Source organism: Allobosea sp. GW821-FHT09G06 (assembly GCF_059416005.1).
Genome location: NZ_JBWKOI010000002.1, coordinates 1,244,562 through 1,257,082 on the forward strand (window position 1 = coordinate 1,244,562; position 12,521 = coordinate 1,257,082).

A 12,521-nucleotide genomic window follows, 5' to 3' on the forward strand; every position below is an offset into this window, starting at 1 on the left:
CGGCAGTCGCCAGCTTGAGGCACTGAGGGGCCACATGGACAGATACTTGGACGCTGCCGGCCTTACCTTCCGCGACATCGCAATTGCGCTGGCAGCATTTCTCGTAGGTTACGCCGCTCGGGCACTCATTTCCTGGCGCCGTCGGCGAGTGGCCCCACGTAGGTGGGGCAGTTTCTAACTGTGATCGCCATGCACGGGCGTCCGTCGCGCGGCGCCGGGTGGTGAGTTCAAGCCCCTAGATGGGGCTAGCCTGGCGGATCATCAGCATGGTCCCCTGCCCAGCGAGGCCTGGCCCTACCTCGAAGCCGCATCAGCCTGGGCTGACCCGGCCGCTAGATTGGCGGTCGGGTCCCGGCTGGCTTCAACCAGTTAGGGGATCAGGCGGCGATGCCGTATTTCGCCATGAGCCAGTTGTGAACCGGCTGCAGGTCGCTCGCTGAGATCTCGCTGTCGGAGGCGGCAAGCGTCAGATCGTAGAGAAGCCCTTCGAAGGACACATGCCTCTGCGGGCTGTTCATCAAGGTCATGCCGGTGTCGGCGCCGCTGGTGCCGCTGCCCGTCACGCCCTTGGCGCCGTTGCTGCTTTGGTAGTCCGCTACAAGCGACCCGTTCCAATAATAGCGATAGCGGATGAAACTCGACGACGGATCATCATAGTCGACCAGCGCCGTCAGCAGGCCCTTCTGTCCGATCGGAGGGCCCCAGCGGTTCGCGGGCAAGGTCTCGGCACCCCGCTCGCTGCTGGCATTGAACGGCCTCGATCCGACCTGTTCCAGTCGGAAGAAGCCGGCCCCTGCCGCCGAGAACTTGATGCACGACGAAGCAGCCGGGGCCAGACCAAGATCAGCCAGGCACGCTGCCTGCGTATCGTAGAGAACGACGGCCACGCTGGAGGCATGCCGCCTGATCCAATACTCTCCGCTCGCCAACGGCTGACCGGTATCGCTTCGGGTCGGCGCAACCGATTCGGCAGGAAACCGGATGCGAACCTTCGCGACGTCGCTCGTCGTCGGCACAAGTCCCGTCGACGTGCGGCCGGCGGCGCCGACATTGCCATTGCTCGAGCCCGAGACCGTCACGTCGGAAGCCAGATACGTCTGGTCGCCATAGTTGATTGCGTTGGTGCGCACGGTGCAGCTGTTGCCGCCGTTGGCGGGGTTTCTCCATTCGCCAAGGAAGCGCATGCGCTCGACATCGCCGGGTCGCTCCGGCGCATAAACGAGAAAGCCGACCGACCCTTGCGCCGTTGGGATCACCGGACTCGTGCCGGCCGTGGCATCGGCCGAGGACGTATGAAGGGTCATCGTGTTCGCAGTGACAGACCGAACCCAGTAATCCTGCGTTCCGCCAGCAAAACCGGTCGGAAGGACGCCGCCATTCACATGGGCCAACAGCCGAACACGCCAACCCGTCGTCATGCCATGGGCAGTGAAGGTCAGCACACCCGTCGACGTGTTCACCGCGCTCGGCGCAAGCGGGACCTTCGCCAAGCCGTAGGTATCTGACTCGTCCCATCGGAGAACCGCAATGGCAACGAGCGTGCGCTTGCTCCGGGACTCCGTTTGGAAGGCGATGCGCTGATCGCCGGCCGATTGGTCGATACCGAAGCCATAAAGGTTGTAGGCGCCGTTGCTCGACGGGTCGCGCGCAAGTATCCGGCCGAGCAAAGCCTTATCGCCTCTGCCATCGGTCACGATCTCGAAGCGGTTATGCCTATCCGTCGAGGCCGATCCGATCTTGTAGGCAGGCTTGCCTGCGATCAGGTTCGGCATTTCCTTCATGAGCGGCAGCGACTTGACGCGATGCGTGCCGCTTCCCTGCGACGTCAAGACGACCTTGTTGACGCGCTGAAAATAGTTCTGGGCCGGCATCGGAGCATCGTCCGCCAGCATCGTAGGCGTCGTTGACCAATCCGATTGCTTGGCCTCGGGGTAGAGCTCGAAGTCGTTCCCGGAGACGAGCGAAAGCAGGTAAGGCGTATCGGCGACGAGCGGCGCAGGGAGCGCGCCGGTCGAACTGAAAGTGACGCGTGTCGCGGCAATCGATGCGATCGCCCCGGCAGCGGCATAGGTCAGACCAGGCAGAGCGATCTTGCTGTTGGCGGTATCGACAGCCGAGGGCGCGAAGGTCTGATCCGTGGTCTCGACGGTGTTGCCGCCATCATCCGCAGCGACGCGAAGAAATGCCGGCGCAAAGGTCGGGAAGGGGCCGGCATCGGCCGCGTTGACCGTCAAGGAGATCGTCGTCGAGCGCGGCGTGTTGGTGGCGCCGGCGAGCGTCTCGACCAGCGTGAAGGAGAATGTTCCGATGCTGGCCGGCGTCAAGCCCACCACGACGTTGCTGCCGGACACCGCCACACGACCATCCGCCGGGCTGATATCGACCGTCGAGCCCGACGTCTTGTTCTGGATTGCTCCGATGACGGTCCCGGCCGTCGCACCTTCAGTAAAGGACAGGGCAGACAGATTGAGCGGGCCGAGCGAGACCGACGCGGGCGGCACGATCACCAGGTTGCTCGATCCGGATGTGAAGGCCTTGGTCTGCGTCGTGCTGAGCGTCACGCCCGTCGCCGGCCCGGTGCCAAAGACATAGGACCATACGCCCGCACCGTCGGCAGTCGCCGTGCCTGCCACGACGCCATCGGCCAGGATGTTGACCGTTGCGCCCGGCTCGGCCGTGCCGGCGAGCGTCTTGCTGGGGCGATCATAAGAGGTGATCGCTGGCGATGGGACCGCACCGCCACCCGCAGCACTGCCACAGCGACCGGAGAACGCACCGCCGCGACCTGAAAAGCTGGCCATAGTCAGAAAACCTCACTCGTAGAATTCGATGGAGCCTTTGCAGGCGGCAGGCGCCCGCAACACGAGATGCGTAGGGACGGTCGCGCTGTCAGCGAGACGGGGGGGAATGCGACGCGCCTGCGGGTTCAGGATCGAGCCGGCGCCGCTGGTCGTGCTCGCTGTGGGCAGAGCGAAGGTCGTCGTATTGACGCCGAGCTTCATCCGGACATCTCCGTCAAAACTCATGACGAAGAACCGCCTTCCCTGCGGGATCTGGACGCGGACGATGGTGTCTGCGGCCAGCACGACGTCCTCGACATAGTCGGACACCGGAGGCGCCAGCGCGGCCCGGTTCGATCCGTCAGGCCAGTTCTCGATCAGCATCGTCATGGGCGCGCTCCTGCCGGCCGGCGCGCGGCCAGCCGTCCGTCATGGCGGGGTTGAGGGTTCAGAGGGTTTTCGCGAAGGCGAAGAATTCGGAGAGAGCGTCGGCGCTCATGAGCCCGGCGCCGAGGCGCAGCGTCAAAGGGTGTCGGCTGTCGAACTCGGCCGCGCCGGCAACATCCATCTGCGCACCGAAGCGCTCAGCCTCCGGAAGCTTGTCGATCTCGGTCTGCAGCGCCGCCGGAATGGCGTTGACCGTCACTGCCGCAAGGGCCTCGGCCTGCGAGATATGTCCGCGCAACGCCAAGGCTTTGAAAAACTGCCGGCGCGACGCGATGACGGGCCGCTCCGGTTCGGGCGGCGCCTCGATCGCGACATGCTCGACCTCGAAACCAAGCTCGGCAAGCTCCTCGTCGCTATGCCGGCTGATCCAGTCCTGCGCATGGATGACATCGGCCCATTCGAATTGCTGCCCCTCACGGACGCGCAGCACTTCGCCTCCGCCGACCCTGCGGATAATCCAGCGCTCCATGATCTCTCTCTTAGGAAATGGTGATTGTGGCGTAGCCGTTGCCGCCGGCGCCGCCGTAGCCGAAGAACCCGGAGGCGCCGTTCGGGCCGCCCGCGCCGCCTGTTCCCACCACGAGGGTCGAGGTCTGGCCGAACAGCTTGGCAGCCGAAGCCCCGTCCGTGACGGTGCGGATCACGCGTCCGCCATAGCCGCCATAGCCACCCTGGAAGAACTGCGGATAGCCGCCGACCCCGCCGGCGGCGCCGCCAGCAGAGATGTTGCTGTCGCCGTTATCGGCCGAGCCGTGATAGCCCTGCGTCCCTCCGCCGCCGTTGTTGGCGCCGCCACCGCCACCGCCATAGGCGTAAATGCCGAACCCGTTCAGGTCGATGTAGCTCCACCCTCCAGCATTGCCGTCGCCGCCGGTGAAGAAGTGCCCTTGATTGTCGGACGTGACAGCACCACCGCCGCCGCCGCCAGCCGCCGAGAGGTCGAAGACGATCCGGTTGAATTCCGGCCAGGTGAACGTGTAGGTGCCCGGCCCATAGACCAGCGTCTGGGCAATGACGTTCTTCGTCGAGCGCACCCCAGCCGTGCCCGGCAAGGTCGCGCGCACGGGCAGGATCAGCCTGCGCGTCGGCGGCAGCACGAGCCGCCGCTCGCGCCGCAGGATCGCGGGCTTCGCAAGCATTACGAAAGCCGCGAACCCATGAGGTGAACGGCATCCTCGTCGACGAAATAGTCGAGATAGGCCTTCGCCCCCAAGGCCGGCGCGATGCCGTTCGTGAACACGTAGCCGGCCGCATAGCTCAGGCCGTAGCCGTTCGTGACCACCTTGATCCGCCCGGTCTGGCCGGGGATGCGGTTGCTGGGATAGCCCAGCGTTCGACTGGCCGACAGCGTCACCTTGAAGTTGAAGCCGAGCGACAGGTCGACCGCGATCGTCGCGGCATCGGTGAGGGAAACGGGGGCAGCAGCGGCGAAGGCCGTCTCCGCCGTCACCAGCTTCGCGGCCTTGGCCCGGTATTGCGCCACGCTCGCATCGCGGTTCGCGGGCGTCGAGCCGTTGGCGCGGGTATAGGAGACGCAGCGCCAGGCGTTGGCGCCGACCGAGAGCATGATCGCTCGATCGCCGGCCCCGCTCGCGATGTTGGCGCCTCCGGGCAGGTCCAGATTGGCACCGTGCGTCAATGTCAGCGCCTCGGTGAACTGGACGAAGCGCAGGATGCCCGCCCCGGCATTGCCAAAGCTCTCGATCGCCGTGGTACCGGTAATCCGCACCAGGTTGGATTTCTGCTGAGCAAGGTTGACAGTTGCGGCCGATTCCACCTCGACCTCGGCGCCAAGCCCGATGATCGGCGTGTTGCCGACCGGATCGAACTGCATGACGACGATATCGTCGGCACCGTCATACAGCATGAGCTTCCATGGCTCAGACGAAGTGTCGAACCACATCATCCGAGCGACGGCATAATCTGGCCTATTCGAGCCGGAATGGTTCGAGTTCGCTGCAGCCTTATATTGGTTGAGCTTGTCGGCAAGCTGCGTGCCGGACGTGCTGACCGGAAGCATCGTGCCCCAATCGAATTGGCTCATGCCTCGACCCTTCCATAGCCTTTCGCGACGAAATCGGCCGTGCGCGCAACCGGCGAGCCGGCGGCGTTGTAGAAGCGCAGCATGAAGCCGGTTTCGTCTTTCTCGGTGATCTCTTCGCGGTCGCCAGACGCCCGATCCTGAATCGCGAGCGCGACGCCGCGCAGCCGCTTGAAGGGCGGGGTGAAGTCGATGCGCAGCCCAGAGGTGCCGACGAGCAGGTCGTCGCCAGCCTCGACGCGATCGGGCATGTCGACCTGTACGGAGAGCGCCCGCACGACTGGCGTCACGTTGTAGGTCAGCGTGCCTGTGAGGATCGCGCGGAACTCGAAAGCACGAGCCGTCAGGTCGGTGATGACGAGGGTCGCCCAATCCGACCAGTCGTCATCGGCCGGATCGACGGACGTCATCCTGTACTCGACGCGCACGCCCCATTGCGATGGCTCGGCGTTCGCCAGCCGCTCGACCTCGGCGAGCGTCCGCCAGGATGCCATGACGTCGTTCAGCGACGCGCCGAACGCGTCGACGGTCGGCGTCAGGCGCGAGGTGTAAACGGCGCCGAGATCGACGCTGCCAGCGAAATAGTAGGTGCCGGTCGCAGGCATGACGCCGCCCGGCGCTGCCAGCTGCAGGAAGCTTCCCGATTTCTCGACGCCGCTCATCGTGCCAGCGAAGGCCGGCGCCTCGTCGATGATCTCGACCTCGTTCACCGTGGCGAGCTGCGCGATGGTTGAGGTCAGCACCGCCGCGTTCGTCGAGGCCTGATCTTGCTGCGTCACGGCCTTGATCAGATAGGTGCCAACCCGGTTCGGAATCTGCACCTGCGCACCGGACGCACGCGGCACGATCACGCCGGCCGAGCCCCAGGTGACGCCAACGGTGAGCGGCGAATAGCGGATCTCGAAATGGCTCAGGTTGAGCTGCGAGATCGCGTTCCAGGTCAGCGTGGCGATATCGGCCAGCGACGCGATCCGGAATCCCGTCACGTCCGGCGGCGGGGCATTAAGGCCTTGGAACACCTCGAAGAGCCGCTCCTGCCAGCCGGACGGCTGCAGAGTCGAGAAGAGGGAACGCACGCGGAAGGAGTACGTGCCCGGCGCAAGCTCTCCGGTCGAGGTCGTCGTCTGCGGAACCGGCACCGTAGCCAGCGGGCGCCAGTCCGAATTGGCGATGCTGTCGTCGCGGATCTGCACTTCATAGCTTGTCGCAAAGCCGGTGCGCTGAACGCGCCAACTGATGCGCGCAGCGGCCCGGATATCGCCGCCGAGGGTGAACAGCTCTTCCGAAACGACGAGATCGGAGGGTGCCAGCGCCAGCGGGTTGACTGGCGCGGAGATCTTGCTGTCGAAGATCGGGATCGTGCCGGTATCGGCCTGGCTGATCTCCGGGGCGTCGTCGACCAGGGTGAGCGTCGCAGACATGTCGGCGCCCGGCTCGATCCGCAGGACGCGCAGCACCACGCTTTCGCGGCCGAGTTCGCCGAAGCCGAGCATCAGGTCGCCGACCTTGGGCAAGGCCGCGTCGGCGGAGAGCAAGATCGTTTGGTGCTCGCCGACGATCCGCGTGACGTTGTGCAGGACGCTCGTCCCATCCTCGAGGCGGAAGCGCGCGACATAGTTCTTGCCGGCTTCCATCACGACCCACTCGTCGAGGGTGATCTCGAAGCCGCTGACGGCGGTGACGCGGGCGCTGATCTGACCCCAGAGCGGCACGTCGTGGCTGACGCGGACACGGTCGCCGCGCGTGCAGACCAGGTTCTCGAAATCGACGGTGAGGCTGTAGGTTTCCGGCCGCAGCCGGACCTGCGCAATGTGGAATCGGCCGTGCTTCCAGATCAGATCGGGATTGGTGACGCCCGGAAACTCGATCGCTTCGAACAGGGTCGCATTGGCCTTGGTATAGCCGTCGTCATAGACGACCCGCTCATCCTGCTCATAGTTCTTCGTCTCGTTCAGGAACTTGACGCGGAAGCCGTGCGGCATGCGCAGATAGCGCCGGCTGCCACTGAAATCGCGCGAGTTGCGCGGTGAGAAATGCTGGACGATCGGCAAGTCGGGCCGATCCCAAATCACGGACCACTTGCCATCGACGAAGACCCGAACGGCGCGGCCCGCTGCGCAGATCTCGTCGAGCACCGAGACCACCGACGCCGCCTGCTCCAGAACCTTGTTGAAGGTGAACCCGTGCAGCTTGCAAAAGGCCCACCATCCCTGCAGCGCGACCAGGTCAATGCGATCGTCTGAAACCGGGCGGGCGTTCGGCGCGCTTTGCAGGACGTGACGGAAGAGATCGGGTGGCCAGTTCGACAGCGTGTTTTCAACCCAAGCCGAGCCGTTCCACCCCTTCACGTAGCTGCGAACCAGGCCGTTCAGCGTGTCGACGACGCCATTGAGCTGTGACGACGCCAGGATGCGGATCGCGGTGACCGCCAGAGGTTTCGGGAAGTTCAGCGGATAGGCGTTCCGGCTTGACCGCATAGCCGTGAGCATCAACGTCTCGACCGCGCTGGAATTGATGTTCAGGCCTTTCGCCGAGGTCCGCTCGGCCCGCATCTCGTATTGGCCGCGCGATACCGGGAGGCGGAAGCCGCGGCGGAACGCGTCCTTGCGGCTCTCATAGGCCTGCGTTTCGAACACGGTGATCCAACTACCGGAGCCGACCGGCCTATAGGAAAAGCGGTAGCTCACCGCCATCGGCAGCTGCGCGCCAGTCTTCGACCAAGTGGCATAGAGGCCGCCGGGAAAGGTCACGTCCCAGCTGAGCTCGTCGACATCGGCAGCGCTCGTCCGCGAGATCGGCTCGCCGTATTCCATCTCGACGTTGATCGCCTCCTCGAAAGTCTCCTGCGGCATCAGCGTCACCGCCGCATCGCCGGGGTATCCGAGGCGCGTCTCGATCTCGACGCCATTGTATCGACCGATCGGCGTCGTCCCGATCTTCAGATCGGAAATGTCGACCGGGCCATAACCCCAGACGAAGAGCATGCGCAGATACTGATCGTCGCCGATGATCTCGGTATAGGGCTTCGCCGCATAGAGCGGCTGCATCCGGTGGAAGCCGAGAGTCGCCGGCACAGTGCCATAGGGGCTCGCTCCATTGCGCCCGCCGCCGATCGAGTATCGGTGTTCCGGCTCGACCTCTCTCTTCGGCTTCGATGGCGGAAAGAGCGCCTGCACGAGAAGCGCTCCGCCGATCGAGATGGCGGCGCCCAACAGCGAAGCACCCAGCGTGCCCGCGGCGAACGCCGCGCCTACGCCAGCTCCGAAAATTCCGCCGATGACCGGAGCGGCCCAGCCCGCCGTCACAACGAGCGCCAGAACCGCGACGGCGATCATCAGGATTTGACCGACGCCCCCCTTGCCGCCCTGCGGCACTGCGACGAGCGTGACGGTGTGGCCGACCTTCGGCCGCACACGCGCATGCAATGCAGCCGGGATCGGGTCGCCGTCGATCGAGGCCAGCAGGCGGTGAGGCAGCCGGTGAACCGGAAGCGTCGCGATCATCTCGGCGATCGAGAGACCGGCCGGCATCATCACCTCGACGCGGGTCGAGCGGAACGGGTGTAGCGACGCAACCACGCGAACGCTGTCGGCGGCACCAAGCAGCTCGCCATGCAGCGGAGCCTGAACGATTTGATTCACGCGCTGGCCTCGTGTCGGAAGAAGCCGTCGATCCGCCGCCGCAGCTTGCCGGTGGTGTAAGGCTCGATCACCGAATCTCCCTCGGGAACCATGTGCAGGACGAAGCCGGGCGAGGCGACGATGCCGACATGGCATGCGGCGCCGCCCTCCAGCATGACCACGCCGTCGAGCGGGCAGACGGCGTCGGGAGCGATCTCGCGCCACGGCGAGCGGTGGCCGGCGATCACCGCGGCGACGGCGTTGCGATCGGTCGCCGTCACATAGAATTCGCTGAAATCCGGCAGCTCGATCGCGAGGCGCCGGCGATAGACCAGCTGCAGCAGGCCCCAGCAGTCATAGCCCTGCGGCCCGCGGCCCTTGTCAGCCCACGGCAACCCGACGAATTCGGAAAGATCCATCAGAACAGGCCTGGGAAGCTCGCAGGATCAAAGGTGCCGGACGGGTACGGCTCGGTCGCGAGCGCATCGATCGCCAGCGTGATCGTGATCGCCACGTCGTCATATTCCGCATTGACGAGGTCGAAGGGCGGGAACTCGATTTCGACATCGTCGGGCGACGACGCGAGAACGATCTCCATGCCCACTTCCGCCGGCGTCGTCGTCGACCGCAGCAGGGCGACGAGTTCCCGGTCGACATTGTCGATCGAGAGCTTGGCGACCGGTGCGGCATCTTCCTTGTCATCGGGCAGAACCGTCGTGAACGGAAGCGCCACGTAGCGCAGGCCGCGGCTATACATTCCGTAGAGCAGGGGCTCCTGCTGAATGCGATAGCCGCTGCTGCAGAGGCGGGCAGGACCATCCTCCAGTTCCGGATGCGTGATCGTCAGCAGCACGACCGGAAGCTCGTCGGTCTCCTGCGCATTCAGGGCGCGCAGGAACTTCAGCGAGACGGCGCGGGCCATTACGGCATGACCTCAAGATCGAGCGCCAGATTCCACCGGTCAAAGCCCGCATCGTTCTCCTTCGGAAGCTTGTCACCAAGCCGCACGAGGATGGGCGTTTCCGTTTGTGGATCGGGGAAGAGGAACGGGAGAGACCCGTTCATCAGGGTCAACTCGACGAAGTCGCGGAACACTAGCACTTGTCCGGTGCTCATCGAGATGACGCCAGAGAGGTTGGTAGGCACCGCTGCAGAGCGACGGCGAACTTTGGCCGGGCCGGCATCGGTTCGGGAGCGCAGTCGCCCGTCTCCGGGCGCTCGATCATAAGTCCCGGCAATGAAGCGGAAGGGCAGGGAGGTTGGCCAAATTGCAGGCATCAGCGTCTCGTCAAGCCGGTTTGGATGCCGTAACCGGTGCGAAGTGCGCGATTCGAGTTGCTGCCCGGCGTCGAGATCCGGTCAGCCACGGCCTCGTCGATGAAGACGAGGAGATCCTTGCCGCCGGATTCGTTGCGTCGCTCCTCTTGCCGCACCTTGGAGCCCTCCGGGGCCACGACCTGGACGTTGTTTACGATCGGCGACGCGGACTGCGCGGGCGCTGCCGCCGCGACTGCAGCCGAGACGCCGAGGCGACCATCGCGCCCGCGCCGCAGCGGCATGATAGCTTCGGGTCCAGCTTCGCCCATGAGCCCAGTTCCGTTCGCGAACGGGAAGAGGGTCGGCCGGCTGACGATGCTATTTGTAAAAGCACCGCCAAGGGCAAAGGCATGCAAACCGGACGGGCCGAAGGCGTTGCCCAACGCATTCGGAAGGAACGGTCCCATCCCGGTATAGCCCCCAGCGCCGAAGCTGAACGAGCCCGAGCCGTTGAAATTATAGCCTCCACCACCGATCCCGAGTGCCTTTCCGAGCAGTCCGAAAATGCCGCTCCCGGTGCTGCCGCCGGTGCCGCCGAACGCCTTCCCGAACAGATCGTTGATCGCCATGTCGATCAGCTTGTCGGCGATGCGGCTTAGAGTGTTCTGGAACGCCTCGGCCGCAGACTTGCCCGAGCGAAGATCGGAGATGAAGCCCTTGAGCGCATCTCGACCGATATCGCCGAAGTCACGCGCCGCTTTCTGCACATTGGCAAACGATTCCGAGGCAGCTGCCGCCGCACCCGCCCGCTGCGCATAGTCCTCGATCTTGCCAGCCAGCCCTTCCGTGATCGGAATGCCCTGGGCCATGTACTCATTAAGCAGCCGCTGCTTTTCCTGAGCCGCAGTGATCTCAGCCGTGGATTTCATGAAGCTGTCGGCTGCACGATCCTGCAGCGCGATCTGGGTGTCGAGGGCGCGATTGGCGGTAGCAAGAGGCGTGTTCCAGCCCTCGTAAGCCTCCTTCAGGACATTGGCCTCGCGAGCCGCGGCATTGAGCCCGGCGCTACTATTGTCATTCGCCGCACCGAGGGCATTGCGCAGAGCAGGGTTGTGCGGCGCCCAGGGCTGCACGCCTCTCGTATCGAGGAGAGCATTCGCGGCCGAGCGCTGCACGGCATAAGGCGCCGACATCGCATTCGGGTATTGGCCGAGATTGATCCCGGCCGCCCTCGCGATATCCCTCCAGGTCGAGTCCGTAATCTGGAAATAGCCTTGCGCGGTGTGGGTCGCGTCGTACCGATAATTCTGCACGTTGCGGCCGCCGCTCTCCTTCTGCTCGATCAGATCGAGCAACTGGTCGCGCGTCAGGTTTCCACGAAAGGAGCCCGTCGAAGAGGCGCCGCTCAACGTCTCACCTTCCCGGCGGCTTTGGTTGCGGGCCTCCTGCAAGCTCCGCGCGAAAGGCGAGAGGCCGATCAGGCCGCCGGCCTCCTTTAGGTCGCGCGCCGTATCACGAAGCTGGCGATTGGCCTCCGCAATGACGCGCGACCGTGCTTGCTCAGCCTCGACCCCGGCCTGCAGCTCGCCGCGCCCGGCCCGGATCGCCTCCATCCGGGCACGTTCCATCTCGACAGCGACCTTTTGCGAAAGCGAGTAGGCATTGATCGACTGAATCTGCAAAGCGTTGTCGTTCACAGCCCGCTGGGCCGCCGTCTCGAAATTCTCGATGCTAGAATTCAGCCGCTCGATGCCTTCCGACACCTTCGGCGCCAGCGACCCGAGCTTTGCCATCGCCGAGCTGTCGCCGAAGATCTTTTCGAGCAATTCCTTCTGATTGCGCAGGTTCTGCAGTCCCGACTCGTCGCTGAAGATCGAGCGGAGAACATCACCAGCCTGACCAGAAAGCTCCCGCGCGCGGGCATCGGCTGTGCGCGTGTCTAGCGCCTCGCGGTTCGACCGGCGCTCGCGCAGGAGGGGATTGAGCTCAGCCTGCAAAGTGTCCGTGTCGAAGCCCCAGCTTTGCCGGTTGGCGATCTGCTCCTGCAGCTTCGCGATGCGATCGTCGAGCGTCGTGTTACCGGCGACGGCCTTGCCGATGCTATCAGCAGCATTGCCAGCCCAACGGGTGACATTCTCCCAGGCCTTAGCGAGCCAATTCGTCTTGGTCGCAGCCTCTTGCAGGGTCGGGTTGAAGGCATCGAACAGAGCCTTCTGCGCAGCCGTGCGATTGCCTGCCGCTTCCGCATGTGTTTCGGCGTGCAAGTTTGACCCTGTGAGGCGGGGGATCGGCGTCCAACTTTGGGTCTGACTCAAATCTGCTGCAGGTCGGGGCTGTTTTGATGCTGGTTTCCAGAAGGAATCAGCGCGATGAAGC

General features: G+C 64.7%; 10 protein-coding genes. All 10 read right to left on the minus strand.

The window, feature by feature from the left end:
* Positions 1 to 377: 377 nt before the first annotated feature.
* The 10 genes from AC07NY_RS16170 to AC07NY_RS16215 are packed head-to-tail and all read right to left on the minus strand — an operon-like array spanning position 378 to position 12,409.
* Positions 378 to 2,801 carry an Ig-like domain-containing protein gene (locus AC07NY_RS16170; RefSeq protein ID WP_492286370.1) on the minus strand — a complete coding sequence of 808 codons (2,424 nt, stop codon included), beginning with the start codon at positions 2,799 to 2,801 and terminating at the stop codon, positions 378 to 380.
* A gap of 12 nt (positions 2,802 to 2,813) precedes the next feature.
* Entirely contained in the window at positions 2,814 to 3,170 is a 357-nt protein-coding gene (locus tag AC07NY_RS16175; RefSeq protein ID WP_492286369.1) for a hypothetical protein, read from the minus strand.
* 58 nt (positions 3,171 to 3,228) lie between these two features.
* Positions 3,229 to 3,696 (minus strand): hypothetical protein, encoded by a 468-nt coding sequence (locus AC07NY_RS16180; RefSeq protein WP_492286368.1) that lies wholly within the window; start codon positions 3,694 to 3,696, stop codon positions 3,229 to 3,231.
* A gap of 10 nt (positions 3,697 to 3,706) precedes the next feature.
* Complete coding sequence (locus AC07NY_RS16185; protein WP_492286367.1) at positions 3,707 to 4,366, minus strand: hypothetical protein; 660 nt, start codon at positions 4,364 to 4,366, stop codon at positions 3,707 to 3,709.
* A complete protein-coding gene (locus AC07NY_RS16190; protein WP_492286366.1) occupies positions 4,366 to 5,271 on the minus strand; it encodes a hypothetical protein in 906 nt (301 codons plus the stop codon). The genes AC07NY_RS16185 and AC07NY_RS16190 overlap by 1 nt, the downstream gene beginning before the upstream one ends.
* Positions 5,268 to 8,909, minus strand: coding sequence for a TipJ family phage tail tip protein (locus tag AC07NY_RS16195; RefSeq protein WP_494584660.1), 3,642 nt, complete (start codon positions 8,907 to 8,909; stop codon positions 5,268 to 5,270). The genes AC07NY_RS16190 and AC07NY_RS16195 overlap by 4 nt, the downstream gene beginning before the upstream one ends.
* Complete coding sequence (locus AC07NY_RS16200) at positions 8,906 to 9,307, minus strand: NlpC/P60 family protein (protein ID WP_492286364.1); 402 nt, start codon at positions 9,305 to 9,307, stop codon at positions 8,906 to 8,908. Before AC07NY_RS16200 ends, AC07NY_RS16195 begins: the two co-directional genes overlap by 4 nt.
* The gene (locus AC07NY_RS16205; protein WP_494584661.1) at positions 9,307 to 9,810 is read right to left on the minus strand and encodes a DUF1833 family protein; all 504 of its coding nucleotides are present in this window, start codon (positions 9,808 to 9,810) and stop codon (positions 9,307 to 9,309) included. Before AC07NY_RS16205 ends, AC07NY_RS16200 begins: the two co-directional genes overlap by 1 nt.
* Positions 9,810 to 10,166 carry a hypothetical protein gene (locus tag AC07NY_RS16210; RefSeq protein WP_492286362.1) on the minus strand — a complete coding sequence of 119 codons (357 nt, stop codon included), beginning with the start codon at positions 10,164 to 10,166 and terminating at the stop codon, positions 9,810 to 9,812. The genes AC07NY_RS16205 and AC07NY_RS16210 overlap by 1 nt, the downstream gene beginning before the upstream one ends.
* The gene (locus AC07NY_RS16215; protein ID WP_494584662.1) at positions 10,166 to 12,409 is read right to left on the minus strand and encodes a phage tail tape measure protein; all 2,244 of its coding nucleotides are present in this window, start codon (positions 12,407 to 12,409) and stop codon (positions 10,166 to 10,168) included. Before AC07NY_RS16215 ends, AC07NY_RS16210 begins: the two co-directional genes overlap by 1 nt.
* Positions 12,410 to 12,521: the final 112 nt, after the last annotated feature.

Coding starts and splice junctions, on each gene's coding strand:
- AC07NY_RS16170 (WP_492286370.1), bottom strand. CDS start 2,801: ATGGCCAGCTTTTCAGGTCGCGGCGGTGCGTTCTCCGGTCGCTGTGGC.
- AC07NY_RS16175 (WP_492286369.1), bottom strand. CDS start 3,170: ATGACGATGCTGATCGAGAACTGGCCTGACGGATCGAACCGGGCCGCG.
- AC07NY_RS16180 (WP_492286368.1), bottom strand. CDS start 3,696: ATGGAGCGCTGGATTATCCGCAGGGTCGGCGGAGGCGAAGTGCTGCGC.
- AC07NY_RS16185 (WP_492286367.1), bottom strand. CDS start 4,366: ATGCTTGCGAAGCCCGCGATCCTGCGGCGCGAGCGGCGGCTCGTGCTG.
- AC07NY_RS16190 (WP_492286366.1), bottom strand. CDS start 5,271: ATGAGCCAATTCGATTGGGGCACGATGCTTCCGGTCAGCACGTCCGGC.
- AC07NY_RS16200 (WP_492286364.1), bottom strand. CDS start 9,307: ATGGATCTTTCCGAATTCGTCGGGTTGCCGTGGGCTGACAAGGGCCGC.
- AC07NY_RS16205 (WP_494584661.1), bottom strand. CDS start 9,810: ATGGCCCGCGCCGTCTCGCTGAAGTTCCTGCGCGCCCTGAATGCGCAG.
- AC07NY_RS16210 (WP_492286362.1), bottom strand. CDS start 10,166: ATGCCTGCAATTTGGCCAACCTCCCTGCCCTTCCGCTTCATTGCCGGG.